This is a genomic window from Enterococcus phoeniculicola ATCC BAA-412, assembly GCF_000407505.1.
In the GTDB taxonomy this organism is placed as follows: Bacteria; Bacillota; Bacilli; order Lactobacillales; family Enterococcaceae; genus Enterococcus_K; species Enterococcus_K phoeniculicola.
Window position 1 is genome coordinate 693134 of the sequence record NZ_ASWE01000002.1, and the last position, 21428, is coordinate 714561.

Below are 21428 nucleotides of genomic sequence, written 5' to 3' on the forward strand. Positions count from 1 at the left end.
TTTATAACTCCCAAACTTTATTAAGATTTTAAGAGGGAAGATATAACTTAGATAGTTATATCTTCCCTCTTATTTTAATTTGTAAATTTAATATTTTGAGAAATACATCACTTTTTTGTGTTATTTATTGAAACTGTTATACTAGACACGTAGAGTAAATTTTTGGAGGTGAGACGGTTGATTACACATACACCGTTAACAAATGACATCAAATGGATTAATATACAAACAGAGGATAAATCAGAACTGAAACGATTTTATGAGCACTATGAAATTGATGAAGAAATTGTTGACTATTCCTTAGATGAAAACGAACGAGCGCATTTAGATTACGATCAACGGACGAATACGTTTGTTCTTATTTTTAACGTAACAAATCCCCAAAAGATTGATAACCATTATGAAACTATTCCAATGACCTTTATTGTGAAAGATAACATCTTACTAACTGTTACGAATGAAATCAATCACTATGTTTCCGATATTATGATGAAACAAGTTACTTCTGAAGAGGTAGAGAGTATTTTTCAATTTTTATTTGGTAGTTTGTTCATGATTATCGACTCATTTTTTCCTTATATTGAAGAAATGGATAGAGATCGAAAAATCATTAATAATAAATTGAAAGAAAAAACGACGAAGCAAAATTTGTTATTACTTTCAGACTTGGAAACAGGGATTATTTATTTTGTTTCCGCATCTAAGCAAAATGTTGTTCTACTTGAACAAGTTAAGGCGCATCAAATTTTCAGATTACTTACAGAAAGTGAAAAAGAACGTTTAGATGATGTCCTCATTGAAGCAAGACAGCTAGTGGAAATGACACAACTGTCTTCTCAAATACTACAGCAATTATCAGGTACCTACAATAATGTTTTGAATAATAATCTAAATGACACAATGAAAATACTTACAGTCCTATCCATATTATTAACTGTGCCCACAATTATTACGGGATTTTTTGGTATGAATATGCCGTTGCCTTTTGAGCACAATATTTTTGGCTGGATGTTTACCATCGGTATTAGTGTTTTGTTATGGTTTACCTTATCCTTTATTCTTAGACGATTAATGAAATAGCTAAAAAAAAGTCGATACAGAGTGAGACACTTCTGGCTCGACCTTTTTTAAGTTCAAAAGAGCAATTTATTTTCATTACTACATGTATGAGTCTAGTTTTTTGACAAAAAATAACTCTGTTGGTTCTTTAGATAATAAGAGTGCACCACAATCTGTATAGTTTAATTTTCGATAAAAGTGTTGACCTTCTTCATCTGATTGAGTAGAAAGTAAAATTTGACTATACCCTAGTTCTTTCATCTGCTGTTCAAAGGCATTCATAAGCGCGGAACCTATCCCCTGTTTTCGATGATCAGCTTCCACAAATAAAAGGTTGATAAAAGGAAGCTCATCCCAAAAATAGTTGAAACGAAGAAATCCAATAATCTTATTATTTTCTTTTGCAAGAAAAATTTCTTGTCGTTCAATCTTCTCTTTAATCTTTTCTTTAGAAAGATGTGTATCTAGAGAAATTAAAAGCGACCAGTCAGCGAGTGTTGCCTTCGTTACAAAAATCATAAAACCTCTCCTATTATAGAAAATTAAGATTCACTAGCCATAGTGTAGCATAAAAAAAGGAAGAAATAGTGTAGTATTGCCTTGCCCTTTACTTATAGAGAAATGGTGAGGAACATCAGATGAGTCTTTTTGATATAAAAAACCTCCCCTATAACAAACTAGAAACATTTAGTTTTCTAGTACCTGTTATAAGAGAGCCTATCAAAAGATTCTACTTCGGATTTTTTTATAAGTTTTGTTGAGATACAGGAGTTTTTAATTTCCCATAAGTTATGAATGAAAAAACAATGGCAATTATTTTAATAATCCACGCAGGAAATGTGAAAATCATACCTAGCAGTGAACCGCCAATAGCGCCACCTAGTGCTTCACCAGCTTCATACGAACTCAGATTACTTGTAGTATCAATAGCTGCTAAGCTACCAAGAGAACCCATCACGATTAACCCACCTATTAATGATAGCGCACAAGCAATAACCATTAGGATAGCACCTGTTTTTTTTATTGGTCCCTTTGGTTGTTTTACAAGTATATAAATTGAAAAACCTAATAATACAAATGTTAGGATTCTAAAAATATCAACTACTGATCCTAACACTGGAATCGCTGTAATAATTCCAATAATTGCGATAACTAAATATGATGTACTTACACCTTTATTCATTTCTTCCTCCTTAATACTTTCTTAAGTATTAAATATAAACTTTTTTATCATATTTGTAAATAATTTTTTATGGAAATGTGTATAAATATCGTTTTAAAATAAATTCCAAAAAAATATTTTTAATATTTCGTATATAGTTATAAAGTAAATAGTTCCGATGGTAAGATGTTCTATTGTTTTAATTTTCCGTAGACTTTGAATGAAAAGATAATGGCAACAATTTTAATGACCCAGGATGAAAAAATAAAAAGTACAATGACAATTCCCTTCATGATTACAAAGATTGGCGAATTATTAAAGAACTCTCCTCCCATACTATTATTAATTATAGTCTGTAACTGAATGTATCCCAAGATGCTCAGAATTGCTTCTCCAAACAAAGAGAGTAGACATGATATAAGCATTAACAAGGCCCCTGTTTTTTTAAAAGGAGCGTTCGGTTGTTTCACGAGAATAAAGAAAGAGAACCCTAATAATATAAATGTGAGAAGTCTAAAAATATCCATGAAAGCTCCTAACTTTGGAATCGCAGTGACTATACCAATAATAGCAATAACTAAATAAGACGTACTTATCTGTTTTTTTCTATTCCCTCCTGATAATATAATGTATATTAATTATAAATTTAGTTATTCGTTATGTAAATGGTTAATTTTTTAAATATATATATTTTTATTAAAAAAGCAGAAAACTAGGATTTCCTAATTTTCTGCTTTTAATTAAGCTTCTTCTTTGATTGGTTCATTTTGGAATACTAAGCTGTCTTCCAAAATACTAACCGTCACTTTTGTTTTTGGCATAACTCTACCAGAAACAATCTCTTTTGCAAGTGGTGTTTCCACTTCTTTTGTGATAAAACGTTTCAAGGGTCTTGCACCATAAGCTGGTTCATATGCATTTTCAGCTATCCAAGTTTTTGCATTATCACTAATTTCTAACTGAATTTCTTGATGCTCTAGCCGTTTAGACAATTGTTGAATCATTTTATCTACGATTCCTTTTACATTGTCTAAACTTAGAGGTGTGAAAAGAATGGTGTCATCTATACGATTTAAAAATTCTGGCTTAAAGCTTCCTCTTAAAATTGTACGAACATCCTCTTCCACATCTTCTGGTATCTTTCCATCTAAGGTGACACCATCAAGAAGTAATTGGGAACCGATATTGCTTGTCATAATCATTACTGTATTTTTAAAGTCCACTACGCGACCTTTAGAGTCTGTTAAACGGCCATCATCTAACACCTGCAGTAAAATATTAAAAACATCTGGATGTGCTTTTTCAATTTCGTCTAATAACACAATCGTATATGGATTTCTTCGTACAGCTTCTGTAAGCTGTCCTCCTTCTTCATAACCAATGTAGCCTGGAGGTGCGCCTACTAAACGGGACACTGCATGTTTTTCCATGTATTCGCTCATATCGATTCGCACCATGTGGTCTTCTGAGTCAAATAAGTTTTCTGCCAACGCCTTTGCAAGCTCCGTTTTTCCGACTCCTGTTGGTCCTAAAAATAGAAACGAACCTAATGGGCGATTTGGGTCTTGCAAGCCTGCACGAGAACGAATGACCGCATCACTCACTGCATCAACGGCTTCATCTTGTCCAATCACGCGCTTATGAAGTGTTTCATTCAATTTCATTAATTTTTCGCGTTCGCCTTCTACCAATTTAGTAACAGGAATACCCGTTAAACGTCCAACGACTACTGCAATCTCATTTTCAGTAACAGACTCTTGAACCATACGAATATTTTCTTTTTCATTCTTTTCTTCAAGTGCTTTTAACTCTTTTTCAAGTGCTGGGATTGTTCCGTGACGCAAGACTGCTGCACGTTCTAAATCGTAATTATTTTCTGCATCCTCTAACTCATGTTTTGCTTTATCAATTTCAGCACGTTTGTTAGAAACAGCATTAACTTCTTCTTTTTCTGTTTCCCATTGCATTTTCATCGCATTTGTTTCTTCACGAAGCTCAGCTAACTCTTCTTGCAGCGCAACCAGACGCTTTTTACTTGCATCGTCTGATTCTTTTTTTAGGGCTGCTTCTTCGATTTCAAGCTGCATTAATCGACGAGTGACTTGATCAAGTTCTGTTGGCATAGAATTCATTTCTACGCGAATTGTTGCACTAGCTTCGTCTACTAAATCAATCGCCTTGTCAGGTAAGAAACGATCTGTAATATAACGATCGGATAAAGTAGCCGCAGCAACTAACGCATTATCATGAATATTCACGCTGTGGTGAATTTCAAATCGTTCTTTTAATCCACGAAGAATACTGATAGTATCCTCAACCGTAGGCTCTTTTACTAAAACTTTTTGGAATCGACGTTCTAGCGCCTTATCCTTTTCCATATATTGACGGTATTCATCAAGCGTTGTTGCCCCAATTAAATGAAGCTCTCCTCTTGCTAACATTGGTTTTAACAAGTTTCCGGCATCCATACTGCCTTCTGTTTTTCCAGCACCGACAATATTGTGAATTTCATCAATAAATAGAAGGATACGTCCGTCACTTTTTTTCACTTCTTTTAAAACGGCTTTGAGTCGTTCTTCGAATTCACCACGGAATTTGGCTCCTGCAATTAATGCCCCCATATCTAACGAGAAGATTGTTTTATCCTTTAAATTTTCAGGTACATCTTTTCGAACAATCCGTTGTGCTAGTCCTTCGATGATGGCAGTTTTACCAACACCAGGTTCACCGATTAGAACAGGATTATTTTTTGTTTTTCTAGATAAAATACGAATGACATCACGTATCTCTTCATCTCGCCCAATAATCGGGTCTTGTTTTCCGCTCTTTACTTGTTGAACTAAATCAATTCCGTATTTCTCTAGCGCTTTATACTGCTCTTCTTGATTTTGAGAAGTCACACGATCTCCCCCTCTCATGTCTTCAATATTTTTACGTAATTCTTTTTCGTTAATCCCATTTTTTAAAAGATATTTGGTTAAACGATAATTTTTAAGCTTCATCAAGGCGAGAAGAACAATCTCTGTTGATAAAAATTCGTCACCAAAGCTTTCACGAAGCGAATCTGCTTCATTTAACAGATTAAACAAATTTTGACTCATACTTTGTCCATATTGAACATTTCCGCCAGATACCGTTGGATATTCATCCAAAGCTAAATCAATTTCCTCTTCAAATGCCTCAACATCAACGCCAGCATCTGTATAAAAATTACGACCAAAATGATTTGGTTGTAAGAATATTTTCCAAAGGTGTACAATATCAATTTCTTGATGATGTCTTGTAACGGCAACATTTTGTGCCTCAGCAATTGCTTCTTGCAAGGTTGTGGTCATTTTTTCAATATTCATAACACATCTCCTCCACTCAAGTAATCTATTTCTCCTTACATTTTTAAGTATACTCTCTTGGTCAATATTGGTCAAAGGATAGGTAATGTTTTTTAATTTTTTTTAAACTAATTAATTTATCTGTTTTTCAATAAGAAGAAATTGTTTCGTTCATGACTCATTTGATGATACACTGAATTTAAAGATTGGAGTGAAGAAAATGGAAACAAAAGCAATTGCCTTTAACACTGGATTTGCACTAATTGAAGGAAATCATTTTGAAGAAATTATGTGGCAGACTGAATCACTTTCTCCGCTAGATGTATTGGTAGAAGTTCATGCGATTTCGGTGAATCCTGTCGATACGAAATTACGACAATCTGCTTCGACTGATCAATGGAGGGTATTGGGCTTTGATGCAGTTGGAGAAATTATCGAGTGTGGATCTGATGTCTCTGACTTTTCTATTGGGGATATGATTATGTACAGCGGAACAGAAAAACGAGCAGGAAGCTATGCAGAACATCAAGTAGTTGATTCACGAATTGTAGCAAACATACCCAAAAACATATCTATTGAAGAAGCGGCTGCCCTGCCCTTAACAAGCATTACTGCATATGAGGTATTGTTTGAAAAATTAGGGCTAATTCCTGAAGAAAATGGGAATTTGGACGAAAATATTCTGATTGTCAATGGTGCAGGTGGTGTAGGTTCTATTGCTATACAGTTAGCAAAATGGGCAGGCTTGAATGTTTTAGCAACTGCTTCAAGACCAGAGACGAGTCAGTGGATTAAACAAATGGGTGCAGATATTTCTTTGGATCATCGTAAAGATTTAGTCGAGCAAATGAGAGAATTGAATTTAACTGAAATGAAACGAATTTTACTTCTCCATTCTACTGATTATTATTTTGAGTCCATGGCTCATTTTCTCGCCCCATTTGGTCATCTCGCTTCAATTGTTGCAACAACAGAGCCTGTGAATTTATCAATCTTAAAAAACAAATCAGCTAGTTTTGACTGGGAGTTCATGTTTGCTAAGACAAACTATGATTACCAAATTGACTCTCAAGGAGAGATACTAAAAATCATCGCTCAGTTGATTGATGATAAAAAAATAGTTTCGACACATACGACAACCTTAGAAGGATTGTCGAGTCAAACCATTTTTGAAGCACATCGCCTATTAGAAACCAATAGAACACTAGGAAAAATCGTGATTCGAGTGAAGTAATTAGCCTGCTTTTCATTAGAATATTCCTAAATAATACTCGGACTTTACGAATAAAAACAGCTGTATCTTGAGCACTATTCCAAACATTAGATTATTGAGTCTAATGTGTAAAGAGCTTCAGATTCAGCTGTTTTTGGCTTATTTCTTATACAGACAATGGGCTATTCACTCATCGCCTTTTTTTGCTTTTTTACTTCTTGTAACTCTTCATGTATCGCTTTTCTCTTCTCAATAAGGACATAGACAAAGCCCAATAAAAAAGGTAAGACAAATGTGCCAAATCGATAGAGCAAGACAGAAGAAATCGCATCTACCGTTCCTACAAGCGGTCTGAATAATAGCAGGTAGACAAATTCAAAGGAGCCAATTCCGCCAGGTGTAGGGACAACTCCTGATAAAATCACCGCAAAACTCGTAAATGAAAATGCTTGTAAGAAGTCAAGTGTAGGATGACTGTTTACCAATACGATAAAAGGAATGACATACCACAAGGCAAGTTTGATTAAATTCCATGAATAAATTCGCCAAACGGCTGTTTTGTCTAGCATAATCGTTTTTACCGTATCTCTTAGAGAGTAAATTTGAAGGTTACATTGATCGACCCAGCCTCTAAGCTTCTCACTTTTAAACAATCGATTGGCAATAACAAGCAGTAAGACTTGCAGATTTACACTACTAGATAGAGATAAAAGTACAATAATTAGGACAATCGTTAAAATCATTCCTGCGAGAATAAATGGAATCATCTTGGGGGAGTTTGAGTAAAATAATGAGAACTGGATAATCAGTCCAGCCACTGCATACGTAATAACCGCAAGTTTATACATCACCATATGTAGAGCAGTGACACCTACTCCTTGTGAAACCTTCAATCCTTTTTTTCGATAAAAATAGACTTCAGAAACAAGAGTCCCTGTTCCAAAGGTAATAATTCGATAGAAAGCTACATAACAAGACGTCCAAAAACCATCCTGTCTTGAAAAACTAGGTTCGAAATGCTTGGCAATTTCTTTAATGGATTGTCCTTCAACGATAAGATAAATAATTCCTATCACGAAAACTCCAGCTAAAACAACTACACTCGTCGAACGTAGCTCGGCAAAAATGTCTGCCAGTGAACTTTGAACAAGATAGAGAATAATCCAAATCATCCCTACCAAAATCAGCAGATTTAACAGTACTTTGAGTTTATTATTTTTTTTCATAAATGCTCCTCAATTCAATTAGTGGAAAAAGTATAGCAGCACACCATCTGTTAAAACGCCAATTAAAAAACAAATCAGAAATTTTCGTTTTCGTGTCTTATGATGAAATACCTGTTGTGCAATCAGTCCACCTAACCCGCCGCCAATTAAGCCAACAAAAAGAAGATTGCTTTCCGGCACACGCCATTGTTTTTTTTGTGCCTTACGTTTATCATAGCCCATTAAGCAAAATAAATAAAAATTAACAATAAAAAGGTAAAACCACAAAGGGTTTCTAGTAAGTTCGTGTAGTATACGATCCATTTTCTTTCCTCCAAATCACACGTTAATAGCGTACCTTAAAATGCGGTCACTTGCAAAGGAAATTCAACGGTTTATAAAGAAAAGAGTAAAATTTCTAGAGAAACCTTACTCTTTTCTTATCCTATTCTAATCATGGATCTTTGACTAGTTTAAGTCAAATGATACCCATTATTTTGCATTATTTTCTGCGATTTTGACAATCACATCTGTTGCTTTTTCCATTGCTTGTAGAGAGACAAACTCAAAACGTCCATGCATATTTTCGCCACCTGCAAAAATATTTGGTGTTGGAATACCCATATATGAAATTTTCGAACCGTCTGTTCCTCCGCGAACAGGTTCAATGATTGGTTGGATATTCAACTCAATCATTGCTTGTTTCGCCAATTCAACGATACTCATATCTTTTTCAATAATTTCTTTCATGTTGTAATACTGATCATACATGTTTATTTGAATACGCTCTTGATCAAATTTTTCATTCATTTTTTGTTGAATGGCAAGAATCATTTGTTTACGTGCCTCAAATTTTTCGCGGGAATGATCACGGATAATATAACTCAATTTTGCTTCTTCTGGATTTCCAGTCAAGGACATAAGATGGAAGAAACCTTCATAACCAGAAGTTTTTTCAGGTACTTCATCTACTGGAAGTGCATTTTGAAAATCAATCGCAAGCTGTAACGCATTAATCATTGTATCTTTTGCAGTTCCCGGATGGACATTTTTCCCTTGAATCGTAATATCGGCTTGAGCTGCACTAAACGTTTCATATTGGAGCTCACCAACAGGTCCCCCATCCATTGTATAAGCAAAATCAACAGCAAATGCTTCAACATCAAATTTATCTGCACCCACACCAATTTCTTCATCAGGACCAAAAGCGACCTTGATTGTCCCATGCTTGATTTCAGGATGGGTAAGCAAAATTTCCATTGCTGTCATAATTTCTGCAATTCCTGATTTATCATCTGCACCTAATAAAGTTGTCCCATCTGTTGTAATTAATGTTTGATTGGCATAATTTTTAAGGTTTGGAAAATCTTTCGTATTTAAGGTAAATTTTCCTTCTTTATCTAGTTGAATAGTTGATTCTCCATCATAGTTTTCAATGATTTGAGGGTTTACGTTGACCGCGTTAAAATCAGCCGTATCCATATGGGCAATAAAGCCAATAGAGCGAACCTCTTTTTCAACATTGCTTGGTAATGTAGCCATAACAAATCCGTTTGTTTCATTATAGGAAACATCAGACATTCCTAGCTCTTCAAGTTCTTTTTTTAAAACTAGTGCAAATTCTATTTGTGTTGGTGTAGAGGGTGTTGTTGTGCTTGCTGCATCCGAGCGCGTTTCTGTCTTTACATAACGTAAAAATCGAGGTAATAAGTTTTCATACATAATTAATTCTCTCCTTTAGTTGAATGAAAATGGATTGGTTGACGTTTCTGAGATAAGAAAATCTACCGTCCAATTTTTTTCTTGTTTCCATTGATTAAATTTTTCTACCATTTTTTCTTTGCATAACTGTTCAATATAATGCCCTGGATCAATTGCAGTCAATCCGGCTGTCTGCATATCATGTGCAGTATGATAATAAATGTCTCCAGTTATATACACATCTGCTTGTTTTTTTAATGCATCCCGATAAAATTTTTCGCCACTTCCGCCGCAAATTGCCACTCTTTTTACAGTAGTCAGTTTTTCTTTCGGTTCAACTACTCGTAAACCGTCCAAACCAAATGTTTCTTTTACTTTCGCTAAAAAGGAAGGTAACGGTATTGCTTGGCTTAGCTCCCCTACTCGACCAATCCCATAAGTTTTAGGTGGATTATTGAGGGAAAATAAATCATATGCAGGTGTTTCATAGGGATGTGCTTCATACATCGCTTGAAGGACTATATCAGCTAACGGCTCTGGGAAAATCACTTCAATTTTTGCTTCTTGGACTTGTTCTTCCTTATTCAACTGACCAATCGTTGGTTTTGCCCCTTCAACTGGCGTAAATCGGCCTGTTCCGATTGTCGAAAAACTGGTTTGCTGATAATTTTCTTGTTCTCCTGCGCCAGCCTGTGCAAGTGCTTGTCGCATTGCTTGAGCGGAAGCAACAGGAACATAAACTGCTAGCTTTTGGAAAGGAATTTCGTGAGTTTTGGTCAAGTAATCCTCTACGTGTATATCTAAAGCTTCACAAAACCAATCATTTAAGCCATCGTCAATAATATCCATATTTGTATGAGCAGCATAAACGGCAATTTGGTTAGCAAGTAAGTCTGCGTACATCTTTTGTTGCGGCTCATCGGTTGTTAATCTTGAAACAGGACGAAAAATAGGTGGATGCTTTGCAATTAATAAGTCTACTTTTTTTTCGATAGCTTCTGCCACAACTTCTGGTCGAACATCCAGCGTCATCATCACACGTTCAATCGGCTTATTCAGTGTACCAATATGAAGCCCTACAGGATCTCCCTCTTCGGCTAACCACAAAGGACAGTAAGATTCAAATTGTTGAATAAATTCAGTGCCCGTTAGTTTTGTCATGCCAACATCTCCTCAATCTGTTTTCGTTCTTCTTCGATTTGTGCTATTTTTTCACTAGGTACAGTTGCAGCTAATGAAAGCTGATGGAGCACATGTTCTCGTTGTTTTAGTTCCGCTTGCCATTTTTTGATGAATGTTTCACTTTTTTCTTTTGACAAGATAGGGCCAAATAACAAGTCTGTTTCTGAATACGCAAGAGGTTCCGCAACCTTTTCTGCAACAATAATTTCATAAATTTTTTGATTTTCTTCTAAAATGTGTTCCGCAATAATTTGATAGGATTCGTTCATCAGCCAAGTTCGGACGTTCTTTTCTCCAATGTTCGGCTGCAAAATTAAGCGTTCCGTACCAGATAGTTTATTTTTCGATTTTCCTTGGGCTAATATATCTCGAATGAGCGCTCCCCCCATTCCTGCAATCGTAATAGCAGAAATGTTATCTTCTGATTCAATTGCCTCTAGGCCACTTGCTAGTCGAACGGTAATTTGTTGTTCAAGACCATTTTTTTTGACTTGATTGACTGCAGAAGTAAATGGACCAATGACTACTTCACCTGCAACTGCAAATTCAATTTTATTTGTTAAAGCTAAAGCAACGGGTAAATAAGCATGATCTGAGCCAATATCTGCTAGACGCGCTCTTTCAGGAACAAATTCTCCCACTGCAGCTAATCGTTTTGATAATTCCTGTTGATTCATAGCGACACTCCTTCGCCCATAATTATAACATTCTTACCGTAAAAAAAAAGAGAAGGAAGTGAATTCTATCCTCTACCTGATTGAGTGAAGAGTTAAGGCGTCTTCTCAATCTCTACCTAAAGAATGATGAGGTTCTTCTTTTAGTTAAGCGTATAATTCTTTTATCTTTGCTCTATTCCTATCGTTAGAATATTCAAAAAAGTATGGCTTTTGCCAATTTTGTGTATTCAAAGCTGTTTTATTTAGAGAGGTTTCCCATGAGGGATAGACACGAATACCCATCTTTCCTTTAGTCGTGGTGCTTCTTAAAATTCCTTTTTCTAATAAAATTTCTTTTTGGAAAATAAATTGCCCTTTACGTTCTTCGTCAATGATTGAAATGATCAGCTTGTCGGGACTGCTATCATATTGATAAGCTTGATTTTTACCGGTTGTGCTTTTTTCCCAGAATGCAACAAAGTATCCGATTTTTTTGGGCGTCCGCTTTGCCAACCGACTTCGGTAAGTTCTGTGTCCAATTGAAAAACGAACTCCTTCATACTCCTTATTCTGATTTTCTTCTTCGACATACTGGATACTTTCGTTGGTTATGGTTTTCACTATACCTTTAGTCAAAATGAGAGAGTCATTCATAGCTTCCTCCTTTAAAAATAAAAAGATGTCTATCTGACCAGTAGTACAAATGATAGGGCACCCTTTTTTTTATGAATTGACGGATAAAAGCTCATTCGATTCTAGTAAATTACCAGTAACGAATGAGCTACTTATTTTTAAATAGGTGAAATAAGTTAAAGTGAGTCTTTATAATTCGTTATACATCATATTGCAGTTCTCTGATTCCATCTGCCAGTAAATCTGTAGACGAAGTCATTTCATCTGTGAACTCAGCCGTTGAAATCACTAGTTCTAAATTTAGATTGGCAAGATTTTGTGAAACGCGAACAGTATTGTTGAAATTTTCCTTAATTGTCGAACGGGTTATTTTTAATTCGCTAGCCTCTATAAAGGTAAGAACACCCCATGTTGGGGTACTGTGATCGATGATATATTTAAAATTATCTGCTTTATAGTAATCAGTAATTGTTTGAGAAACAGCAAAAACCAATTCCTGAATTTGCTCTACGGTCATCATTGATTTTAATCCTTCCCAGTAGCGAATGCGGATAACCATAATGTTAAGTGGAATATGGTATTGCGTCGCAGCTTTTGATAAAACTAAAAAATCATCATCAAACATGTTTAAAGTGCGTAACTGTGTATCTACATCTAATGCGTTTGCTTGGGTTGTTGAACGGCGAAGCTCTAAATTTTCTTTTTCAATTATTCGTAATTTTAAGGTGATAAAGTGAATCGTTAAGCAGAACAATGTCGGGATCATTAACCAATAAATCATTCCATAGTTAAACTGATTTTGATATACATATTGATAAATCACATAGATAAGTTGAGCAAAAATAAACAATAAATCAAAAATCAGTCCACTCACAACGTTAACGAAATAAGTAATCACAATGAGTAGGAGTGTAACTAAGAAACAGAGTAAATCAAAAAAGAAAGAGTTAGGACCTAATGAGACAAAAATAGTTGTCACAACCATTAAAACCATAAAAAAGAGTAGTGCTATATCCAGTTCAATTCCTCTTCGTCGGGAAATGGTATTCATCTTAGTTCCCTCCTTTTGTATTATCTGCATATTTTCGACTAATGAAGTAAATAGATGTCGCTACAATTGCTAGTACAATTAGCAAAATAAGCCCATAAACAAAGACATTTAAATTGTTCTCAATTTGACTAGTTAATGAATTTTTCTTTTCATGGCTAGCTTCTTGTTTAAATCGGTAATCATAACGACGATAATTACTATCCACTGCAATCAAGTCCCCCTTGTAAATAGCAACACTCTTTTGTGAATTTAGCTGTGTAGAAGCAAGATAAACGCCCTCAGCGCTTGGACTTGTCAAAACTAATGCAGTTAAATCACTATTGAATGGCGAAAACATTAATTGAGCAGTGCCTAAGGTTTTCCCATATTCTGGCTCGATACTTAGCTTCTCGTTAGAAACAAAAGTAGACAGTGAGTTATTGTAGGTAAAATACAAATCTTTATTCATATTTTTTACGACCGTATTATCTTTGGGTGTTCCAAGAATAATCAAGTTATGGCTTCCTAAATCACGTTTAGAAATATCTTCTTTGTAAAAAGTTAAATTTCCAGTATTATCTTTTGCATAATTTCCCAACAAATTTAAAACATTAGATAAAGCTTTAAAGTACTCATCTGTCATTTTTTCTGGAAGAACGATGGCCAAATCTGAAAATGCATTGTTGGCGATGAAAATATTTGGATAGTTCTCAAACAAGGCAACATCTGTATCTTCTGACTTGATAAATGCACTAGAAGTATTCTCAATTGATGCCCAAGGCGTATTCCCATTGCGAATTACTTCAGGACTTTTCACGTTTAAATCAAACGCTACTTTTAATACAAAACTATCAGCAACCTCCAAATTATCAGGAAACTTCAACTGCACACGATCCCCATTGGCTCCTGAAGCAGTTAACTTCTGACTTCCCACAGGTACATCATTTACATAAACTGTGACCAGTGACGTGTCAAAATCTAAATTATCCGCATACTTAATTGCCAAATCTACTGAACTTCCATTTATATTGTTGTAATCAGTAGGCAAGCTGACAAAGTAAACCTGTTCCTGATGATACGCACCAATGAGCTGGTCTCCTGTCGTAGTAAATGGAATTTTCCCGTCAAACTCAAGGGAGGAAGTGAAGGTATCCGTATTCTCAGAAATATAGGTTTCTTTTTTTTCCGTTTGTGTCATCAGCTCTTGGTTTGCAAGATAACGTCCTGCATTTAGTAATGCTTTTTCATTTTTTGAAGTCACTAGCAGAATATGTTGATCTTTAGCGTTCAAAAATTTGATGACTGCATCGTTTTCCACTTTTTTCTCATCAATGTCTTTTTTATAAGGTTCCGGAAGATTCTTATAAGTTGCAACAATCACTTGATAAGGTTGCGTTTGATTCTTCGTCCAGCTGGTTAGCTGCAAATATTGTTCACTGGTTGTGATGATTCGTGAAAACCCACTTATCCCGTAACTTGCTGCCTCTAATTCAACATCAGATGCATTTTCTGGAACTGAGACAACACTTTGTCCATTTGCAATGGTATCTGCACCTACAAAATGATTATAAAAAGAATGAATCGTATCTTCTGGCAATTTCAAATCATATTGAAAGTTCACATTTGATCCATCATATACAGTTAACCAGTTTGCAGGTGTCTCGATTAAGCGGTAGCCGTCATCTCCTTCATAATTGACAATTTGACCTTCAATCGTTAACGTGTTACTTCCTGAAAGCAAGTTTAAAGGCAAGTCAATCGTTTCCGTCTGTCGGCCGTTTTTATTTTCAGGACGCCATGAGTGAATTTTCACGCCATTGACAGCGACAGTTACATCAGAGGTTTGCTGATTTTCCAATTGTGTAATTTGATAATTTAAATTAAAAGTTGCTTTTTTTACATCCCAATAATCAATTTTTGTAAAATAGGTTGTTGCCTTTACCGCCGTCCCAGTTAATGAAGTGGTCGTATTTTGAAAAGGCTGTGTAAATGTATGGTTATCTTGTTCTGAGTTTTCTGCAGCTTTAGCAAGCACAGGTGCTGAAAATAAGATTCCTAAAATAGAAACGAACATAATAATCTTTTTCATGAGGCTCCTCCTTATTTGAACCGTTCGGTCTTATACCATTTTGTTTGCGTCTGTTTATGAAAAACATTTTCTTTGATATACATAAACATTCCGTAAGCTGCAACTGCTAGCCACATCTGACTATAGGTTACATACATTAATGCGATGACCCCAATATTTTGAAGGGTCATCTCCCCTTTTTCTGTGCTGATACTTAAATACGTGCTAAAGATAAATAAGAGAACAGCAAGCCCCCATAGTGCGTTGCTAAATCCTTCAAGTGAAGTATTCGCATAGCCTGAAACAGATAACACAAGAAAAATATCTGATAAAACTAAGGAAGTCATCAACAAGAAATAGATAGATAAGAAGTACAAAATATCAAAACGAATCCGTCTTGCTTTTGGTTCAAATAATAAACGCGCATTTTTAACAATTACATAGATATTCCCCTTTACCCAACGCGTTCGTTGTCGAAACCAGACAGAAAGTGTCTGAGGCTCTTGTTCCCACGTCACCGCTTTTGGCTGGAACTTAATTTTATAGCCCATCATGTAAATACGAAAGCTGATTTCAGTATCCTCAGCCAGCGCTTTTTCATCCCAACCACCAATTGCTTCAATGATTTCTCGCCGAACAATAAAGTTCGTTCCCGGTATTGTACAAAGCTTGAATAACTGAAAGCGTCCAGCTTGTGCCATCCACTGAAAAGCTAATGTCTCTACATTAATGAATTTGGTCAGTAAGTTGGTATTTTTATTTCGTGTTCGGAATTTTCCAATGACGGCCCCGTATTCTTGATTTTCTTCAAGTTCGCCAACAAGATAACGAAGAGCATTGGGTTCAGGTGTATTGTCTGCATCGTAAATTGCGATGACCGATCCTTTGGCTTGTTTAAATCCGATATTTAACGCATTGGATTTTCCTTTTCCACCTGTGATATTATCCGTATTAATTACATGGAAATTTCGATTTGGAAATTCGTTTCCTAACTTTGCCAATAACTCTGCACTATTGTCCGAAGAGTTATCATTAATCACAATTACTTCATATCGATCTTTTGGATAATTGAAATTCAGTAACGCTTCTACTGTACGGACAATCACAATTCCTTCATTGTGCGCGGGCACCATGATACTGACAAAAGGTGCAAGTTCTTCATCAAGTGCTGGCGGATCAACAGGATCTGTACGCAGATAATAGATGTATCCTGCAATCACTAATAAAATATTTACTATTAGTAGTGACCAAATAATGAGTGTAGCAGCAAGCATAATCCCATCGGTTATCGTCATTTTTTCTTGCCCCTTTCTGAGCGGATAAATTTAGCGCGATAGTTTCTCCGACCGCGGATAAACAGAATAATTAAAATAACAATCGTAATCACGATGATTGAAATCAATAAATTATTAGTCAAGTTATAGAAAGTTGAAAATAATCCATCTGTTGAAACAGACGGTATTTCAGTATCCTTAATCGTTGTTAACTCTTCAACAGGCACACGATTTAACAACAATTGCCCATTTCTAATTTCAATTAATTGTGTCTGGGTCTCTATAGAATAAGTGTATTGTGTGTCAAAAGGATGCGTAAAATTCAAGAAACTAGCGTTTAGCTTATCTAAAAGTTGCTGCCCTTCTTTTTTTGTTCTTGGAAACGTATAGCCATAACTTACTGGCATAGAAAATTTATAGTCAGTGTACTGTGAATTCGTCAACCATTCGATACCATCAAGTTCAGAATCAGCTAAAGAATAAAATGCCGTATCGTATATTTTACTTTGATTGGTCTGTACACGATAGAAAATGGCTTCGTCATGAGGATTTTCTTCTAAAATAACTGAATTTGCAATCGCCAATGCGTCTGCTTGATAATCAGCATCTTGATTCCAATAACCTGGAGCACTTACCCCAATAGGAAAAACATTTTGTCCAACAAGCAAGCTTACCTGTTGATTCATCAGCTGACCTAATATTCGGTTATCGGAAGTATTTGCCGCATTTACTGCAGGGACAGAAAGAAAAACTGCTGCAGATTGCTGCGTCTGCATTTTCCGAAGCAGATCGGTGAACCGTTTAAAAGAGAGAACCTCACTATTTTGATTAACACTTGTTGTGCTGACAGCATAATAATCTGCTAAATCTGCCAATTCCTCTTCAAACCATTCTGCTGTTTCCATATCAATAAGAGGATTCATTTGGTTAAATGTCAGCATCGGCTGGTACGTTTCTGTTTCCTCTAACCATCGATGAATCAGCTCACTTGCTTGTAGAAAGACTGCTCCAGAATGACTGTACATAGGTAAAAAGCCGTTCTTTCCTTGGATAACACCAAAAGGATATTCCTTTTCATCTAGCTCCTGACTAGTCAAAACACCGAATCTTGTGCCTATATTTGTTTCTAAAACAAGCGACTGGTCTTGGTAATCAAGAAGCTCCTGATACTTTTTTTCTTCATGGATAAGTGTAAATTGGCGATGACTCAGCGCTCGCCAAGTTCCTTCAAATCCACTTTTTTCATCTTCTGCTATATCCAATCCAATGTGAAGTTTTTTTCCAGTAAATTGTTTTCGATCATCTTCAAATACATTTGATTGCAGTCCTTTTTCATCCCAATTTACAAAGGAAATGACTCCATAAAATTGGTTGTCATTTAATTCTCCAGCAACATAGGTATTGTCTGTTGTTGTTACGACTTCTGCACCCATACTAGTAAGGAGCCGCTGGAGAGAATCAATGTCTGCCTGTTTTTCTCCTGCAATATTTAAACTATCATAAACGAGTAAGAGTTTCTTTTCTTCTGCAGCAAAAGCTTTTTGTGAGAAAACAAGTACAAAAAAAAGACTAAAAATTAGGATAATCGTTCTTTTTTTCATTCATTTTCCTCCTCAGACCATAATCTCTTGCCTAATATATCTCCGATAAATAGCAAGATTAACAGGTCAAAGAATACGGCGGCTAAAAATAGATGTCTAGCAAAATCCGCATCACCTGCATACCATACAGCGAATAAAAAAGTGAGCAGCATATTTATTAGTCCGCCAAAGACTACAAAGAAACGAAAACATAGCCAAGCTTGCTTTTTTTTCAACCCATTATAAAAACCAATGCCGTAAACAACTAACATGACCGCTGTAAATAATAAATAAAAGCCAAATGATTTTGGGAAAAAGGCTGCTTTGATTCTGTTATAGCCCATAAATATATTGGTCTTTTCTTGAGGAGTCTTACTATCTTGCTGTGTGTAATTCGACAGTTCATTTGGTTTAACAAGATAAATATCTTGAACAGCTATATTTAGCAGTTTATTCAATTGATCCGGGTGGTTTAAGTAACTTAAAATTATCCAAAAATACCCTGTTTTTCCCATCAGTCCTTCTGTAAGTTCCTCAGAATGTATTGGAACAGGTGAAAATTCATCGTAATAGCTTGTATTTTTTAATAAGCCATATTGAGGATTGACTCCCCCTTCTTTTAAAATAGCTCCTGGATTATCAACAGTGTAAAGAACACCCCTATTCATGGAATGGTAGACGTCTCTTTCGTAAGTCAAATCTGGAGTAATAAAAGTAATCGTTATAACCGAGACAATTATCCCAACTATCACACTGATTAATGTGAGTTTCTGTGATTTTGTTTTAAGATATGCAAGTAAGCCCAAAAGCATGACAACTGTACCAGCAGTTAGTCCGTAATAATATCTATATGCACCTAAAAAGAAAAATGAACCGATAAGTAAAAGACTAAAGAGCATAAAAAAGTTTTTCTTTACACGTGTGAAATATAAGAGACCACCAACAATGTAAAGAAGAGCAATAAAGGCTGTTGTTTCAGGATAAAAAGATTGAAAATAAATCATATACGTCGCATCGCCTAAAATGAATGTCACGATAAATGCCATAACATACTGTCTTTTTAAAGGCATTTTAAATACAAGTCCCTTTGTAATTAGATAAATTGCTGGTAAATAAAAGGCCAGTAGAACAATACCCAAAAAACGCAAATCAAACACCGTTGTGCTATAAAATAATTTGTTCAGCCAAATTGCTAAGGTAATAAAAATTTGACTGGTTGATAAATAAGTAGTTCCCGTATCATTAAAATATTGGCGAATACCATACTGATTTTGAAAATAGTCACCATATTGATAGGTCTTAGGATTATGAATATACAATCCATTGACATTTAAAACATTGTAATAATCACCGTTGTCGGCTAGGCCATTTATAGGTGGCAAAAAAAGTAAGATACTTGTCGTAATCGCAACAACCAACACAGCAAACAGTGCTGGAGAAATGTATCTGGTTAAAAAGGAAAAAAAATCCTTTATTTTTGACCAACTATGTTTCATTGAGAGGCCTCCCTTCTAAAAGTCAAAAGCAATAAGTGTTGTTAAATTATTATATGAATATACTTCTAAGCTTTGCGGGTCCCCAATGCCACCGTAAATCGGACTAGTTTTATCCGTAATTTGAAATTTTTTTAATACTTGAATAGATTGTTCATATAATTCATCATCCTCCACGAACAAGCCTATAAGAGCAGCTAGTGCATAGCTTGCTGCAGATTGGTTTGTGTCAACCGGATTTCCTTTTAAATCATAAGAATTAAAGAGTGTCCCTTTAATGACATTGTCTTTCACAAATTCAATACTTTCTTGCTTTGCCACCCCTAGCTCCGCCAAATATCGAATCGTCGTCAAAGATTCAAGAATATTTATCGTTCCACTGTTTCTATATTCTTTTTTTTCATAATTATATTTTTGCTGGTAGAGTGGAAATTGATCAGATAAATAGCCACCTTCTACGATATTTAGCAAATACTGTAGTGCCTCTGGTTTTATATCATTTAACTCATATATGTAGCCCAACGTTTTAAAATCCAGATAAAAAAGTGAAATATCTGCTGCTTTTTCATCCTGTTTTTCATCATAAAAATCAACCATCAATCCATTATTCGTGGAATGCTCGATAAATTTGCTTGAAAAGTTTTTTAAATCTTTATCATAGTCATCTGTATCAAATGTTCCTCCTGCAATAATCAGTGAGCGGAAAATGCGCAAATCGTCTAAACTTGCATTTACGTCGTACCGTTTTCCATCTTCTCCGATTCGGTAAGAAAATTGTGTTCCATCATAAAATAATTTTTTTGTATTTTTGTAAAATGAATCAAAATGTTCTTTTGTATCTGCTAGTGCAAGATGAGATAGATAGTATCCTGCAGATTCACTAAGCAAATCGTGTCCTGTTGCTTGTTCTTTTTGTGAAGTATCCGGTAAAAAATTCGTGATAATCGCTCCATCATCAATCAGTTGATCTTTAATAAATGAGTCGAGTAATTCTTTTCGTTCTTCGACTCCTTCTACATGAAATGATTCATTCGCAACAAACGCCTCCTTTGAATCCGTAAACTGGGCTCTCACTTCTTCACTAACGTGTGCTACCTGAATATCTGTCTCCTTGTTCCGAAAAAAGAAAAAATAGACACCCGCCCCAATAATAATAAGACTTGTGAACATGAGAATAAATTTTTTCATAAGCTCCCTCCCTCAGCTATTGTATATATATTTATGATACACATCTATAGAAAAATAAGCCAAGAATTAACAATATTTTTTTAAAACATGACTGACTACGAGCGCGCAAAAAAAGTGTTGCCCAAATAAGTATGTAGGCAACACTTTTTATTAAAACGCGTCTACTATAACCTGCTCAACAGAGTTCCCTGGGATTTGAGGAGGGATAGACATCGTCATAACTGGTAAGCCAGTTAAAATAAAGGTTATTTTTGTTCCTTTTTTTAAGGTAGTTAGGTCTGAGTCTTTGCTTAATTGTTCTTTTGTCACATTTAAAATGACGCCATCATTTTGCATCATTGGCAAAATAGTTTCAGGATCCTTAACTGCAGCTACTTCATCAAGCGCTAGTCGAATCGTTTTTTGCGTATCCTTATTTTCAGTGGCATCATCACTTAGTACTGCAGTGAATTCAGAACGAGTCTGAGGCGTTTCACTTGTTGTCTCGGTCATTTTTTTCCCACTACTTTCTTTTGACAATTCAGTTGTGCTAACGGTTGTATTCGGTTTTGTATTGTTCTTAGAACAGCCAGCTAATAGAATACCAGCACTTCCAGCAATCATTGTCCAGATAATCAATTTTTTCATGAAACGTCCCCTTTCCTACTAATTAGAT

Annotated in this window: 18 protein-coding genes; 2 read left to right on the forward strand and 16 right to left on the reverse strand. The window is 35.3% G+C overall.

Features of this window, described 5'->3' with window-relative positions; genetic code table 11:
* Positions 1-177: 177 nt before the first annotated feature.
* The gene (locus tag I589_RS09995; protein WP_010767560.1) at positions 178-1080 is read left to right on the forward strand and encodes a magnesium transporter CorA family protein; all 903 of its coding nucleotides are present in this window, start codon (positions 178-180) and stop codon (positions 1078-1080) included.
* A gap of 78 nt (positions 1081-1158) precedes the next feature.
* On the opposite strand, the gene I589_RS10000 is transcribed toward I589_RS09995, so the two are convergent.
* From I589_RS10000 to clpB, 3 genes are all read right to left on the reverse strand, one after another.
* Positions 1159-1578 carry a GNAT family N-acetyltransferase gene (locus tag I589_RS10000; RefSeq protein ID WP_010767559.1) on the reverse strand — a complete coding sequence of 140 codons (420 nt, stop codon included), beginning with the start codon at positions 1576-1578 and terminating at the stop codon, positions 1159-1161.
* Positions 1579-1804: 226 nt separating this feature from the next.
* Positions 1805-2242, reverse strand: coding sequence for a hypothetical protein (locus tag I589_RS10005; protein WP_010767558.1), 438 nt, complete (start codon positions 2240-2242; stop codon positions 1805-1807).
* Positions 2243-2961: 719 nt separating this feature from the next.
* A complete protein-coding gene (gene clpB / locus I589_RS10015; protein WP_010767556.1) occupies positions 2962-5571 on the reverse strand; it encodes an ATP-dependent chaperone ClpB in 2610 nt (869 codons plus the stop codon).
* Between the two features lie 199 nt (positions 5572-5770).
* Here clpB and I589_RS10020 point away from each other — a divergent pair, with 199 nt between their 5' ends.
* Positions 5771-6784 (forward strand): zinc-binding alcohol dehydrogenase family protein, encoded by a 1014-nt coding sequence (locus tag I589_RS10020; protein ID WP_010767555.1) that lies wholly within the window; start codon positions 5771-5773, stop codon positions 6782-6784.
* A gap of 161 nt (positions 6785-6945) precedes the next feature.
* Here I589_RS10020 and I589_RS10025 read toward each other — a convergent pair whose 3' ends face one another.
* From I589_RS10025 to I589_RS10085, 13 genes are all read right to left on the reverse strand, one after another.
* Positions 6946-7989, reverse strand: coding sequence for a lysylphosphatidylglycerol synthase transmembrane domain-containing protein (locus tag I589_RS10025; RefSeq protein WP_010767554.1), 1044 nt, complete (start codon positions 7987-7989; stop codon positions 6946-6948).
* Positions 7990-8007: 18 nt separating this feature from the next.
* Positions 8008-8292: a DUF1294 domain-containing protein gene (locus tag I589_RS10030; protein WP_010767553.1), complete on the reverse strand. Its 285-nt coding sequence runs from the start codon at positions 8290-8292 to the stop codon at positions 8008-8010.
* A 168-nt stretch (positions 8293-8460) separates the two neighbouring features.
* The gene (pepT, locus tag I589_RS10035; protein WP_010767552.1) at positions 8461-9690 is read right to left on the reverse strand and encodes a peptidase T; all 1230 of its coding nucleotides are present in this window, start codon (positions 9688-9690) and stop codon (positions 8461-8463) included.
* A gap of 15 nt (positions 9691-9705) precedes the next feature.
* Positions 9706-10830 (reverse strand): Nif3-like dinuclear metal center hexameric protein, encoded by a 1125-nt coding sequence (locus I589_RS10040; protein WP_010767551.1) that lies wholly within the window; start codon positions 10828-10830, stop codon positions 9706-9708.
* Complete coding sequence (locus tag I589_RS10045) at positions 10827-11528, reverse strand: tRNA (adenine(22)-N(1))-methyltransferase (protein ID WP_010767550.1); 702 nt, start codon at positions 11526-11528, stop codon at positions 10827-10829. Before I589_RS10045 ends, I589_RS10040 begins: the two co-directional genes overlap by 4 nt.
* Positions 11529-11672: 144 nt before the next feature.
* Entirely contained in the window at positions 11673-12161 is a 489-nt protein-coding gene (locus tag I589_RS10050; protein WP_010767549.1) for a MepB family protein, read from the reverse strand.
* A 178-nt stretch (positions 12162-12339) separates the two neighbouring features.
* Positions 12340-13191 carry a hypothetical protein gene (locus I589_RS18530; RefSeq protein ID WP_010767548.1) on the reverse strand — a complete coding sequence of 284 codons (852 nt, stop codon included), beginning with the start codon at positions 13189-13191 and terminating at the stop codon, positions 12340-12342.
* Between the two features lies 1 nt (position 13192).
* Entirely contained in the window at positions 13193-15259 is a 2067-nt protein-coding gene (locus I589_RS10060) for a cellulose biosynthesis cyclic di-GMP-binding regulatory protein BcsB (RefSeq protein ID WP_010767547.1), read from the reverse strand.
* Between the two features lie 11 nt (positions 15260-15270).
* Positions 15271-16533 (reverse strand): glycosyltransferase family 2 protein, encoded by a 1263-nt coding sequence (locus I589_RS10065; protein WP_010767546.1) that lies wholly within the window; start codon positions 16531-16533, stop codon positions 15271-15273.
* Positions 16530-18113, reverse strand: coding sequence for a hypothetical protein (locus I589_RS10070; protein ID WP_010767545.1), 1584 nt, complete (start codon positions 18111-18113; stop codon positions 16530-16532). The genes I589_RS10065 and I589_RS10070 overlap by 4 nt, the downstream gene beginning before the upstream one ends.
* Positions 18110-19588 carry a glycan biosynthesis hexose transferase WsfD gene (wsfD, locus tag I589_RS10075; RefSeq protein WP_010767544.1) on the reverse strand — a complete coding sequence of 493 codons (1479 nt, stop codon included), beginning with the start codon at positions 19586-19588 and terminating at the stop codon, positions 18110-18112. Before wsfD ends, I589_RS10070 begins: the two co-directional genes overlap by 4 nt.
* A 15-nt stretch (positions 19589-19603) precedes the next feature.
* On the reverse strand, positions 19604-20773 hold the full coding sequence (locus I589_RS10080) for a hypothetical protein (RefSeq protein ID WP_010767543.1): 1170 nt from the start codon (positions 20771-20773) through the stop codon (positions 19604-19606).
* 150 nt (positions 20774-20923) lie between these two features.
* Positions 20924-21400: a hypothetical protein gene (locus I589_RS10085; protein ID WP_010767542.1), complete on the reverse strand. Its 477-nt coding sequence runs from the start codon at positions 21398-21400 to the stop codon at positions 20924-20926.
* Positions 21401-21428 lie beyond the last annotated feature (28 nt).

What these genes read in the sequence shown, in the direction of transcription:
- wsfD (WP_010767544.1), bottom strand. Translation starts at nt 19,588, where the DNA reads ATGAAACATAGTTGGTCAAAAATAAAGGATTTTTTTTCCTTTTTAACC.
- I589_RS10045 (WP_010767550.1), bottom strand. Translation starts at nt 11,528, where the DNA reads ATGAATCAACAGGAATTATCAAAACGATTAGCTGCAGTGGGAGAATTT.
- clpB (WP_010767556.1), bottom strand. Translation starts at nt 5,571, where the DNA reads ATGAATATTGAAAAAATGACCACAACCTTGCAAGAAGCAATTGCTGAG.
- I589_RS10025 (WP_010767554.1), bottom strand. Translation starts at nt 7,989, where the DNA reads ATGAAAAAAAATAATAAACTCAAAGTACTGTTAAATCTGCTGATTTTG.
- I589_RS10005 (WP_010767558.1), bottom strand. Translation starts at nt 2,242, where the DNA reads ATGAATAAAGGTGTAAGTACATCATATTTAGTTATCGCAATTATTGGA.
- I589_RS10020 (WP_010767555.1), top strand. Translation starts at nt 5,771, where the DNA reads ATGGAAACAAAAGCAATTGCCTTTAACACTGGATTTGCACTAATTGAA.
- I589_RS10050 (WP_010767549.1), bottom strand. Translation starts at nt 12,161, where the DNA reads ATGAATGACTCTCTCATTTTGACTAAAGGTATAGTGAAAACCATAACC.
- I589_RS10070 (WP_010767545.1), bottom strand. Translation starts at nt 18,113, where the DNA reads ATGAAAAAAAGAACGATTATCCTAATTTTTAGTCTTTTTTTTGTACTT.
- I589_RS10030 (WP_010767553.1), bottom strand. Translation starts at nt 8,292, where the DNA reads ATGGATCGTATACTACACGAACTTACTAGAAACCCTTTGTGGTTTTAC.
- I589_RS10060 (WP_010767547.1), bottom strand. Translation starts at nt 15,259, where the DNA reads ATGAAAAAGATTATTATGTTCGTTTCTATTTTAGGAATCTTATTTTCA.
- I589_RS10040 (WP_010767551.1), bottom strand. Translation starts at nt 10,830, where the DNA reads ATGACAAAACTAACGGGCACTGAATTTATTCAACAATTTGAATCTTAC.
- I589_RS10065 (WP_010767546.1), bottom strand. Translation starts at nt 16,533, where the DNA reads ATGACGATAACCGATGGGATTATGCTTGCTGCTACACTCATTATTTGG.
- I589_RS10085 (WP_010767542.1), bottom strand. Translation starts at nt 21,400, where the DNA reads ATGAAAAAATTGATTATCTGGACAATGATTGCTGGAAGTGCTGGTATT.
- I589_RS18530 (WP_010767548.1), bottom strand. Translation starts at nt 13,191, where the DNA reads ATGAATACCATTTCCCGACGAAGAGGAATTGAACTGGATATAGCACTA.
- pepT (WP_010767552.1), bottom strand. Translation starts at nt 9,690, where the DNA reads ATGTATGAAAACTTATTACCTCGATTTTTACGTTATGTAAAGACAGAA.
- I589_RS10000 (WP_010767559.1), bottom strand. Translation starts at nt 1,578, where the DNA reads ATGATTTTTGTAACGAAGGCAACACTCGCTGACTGGTCGCTTTTAATT.
- I589_RS10080 (WP_010767543.1), bottom strand. Translation starts at nt 20,773, where the DNA reads ATGAAAAAATTTATTCTCATGTTCACAAGTCTTATTATTATTGGGGCG.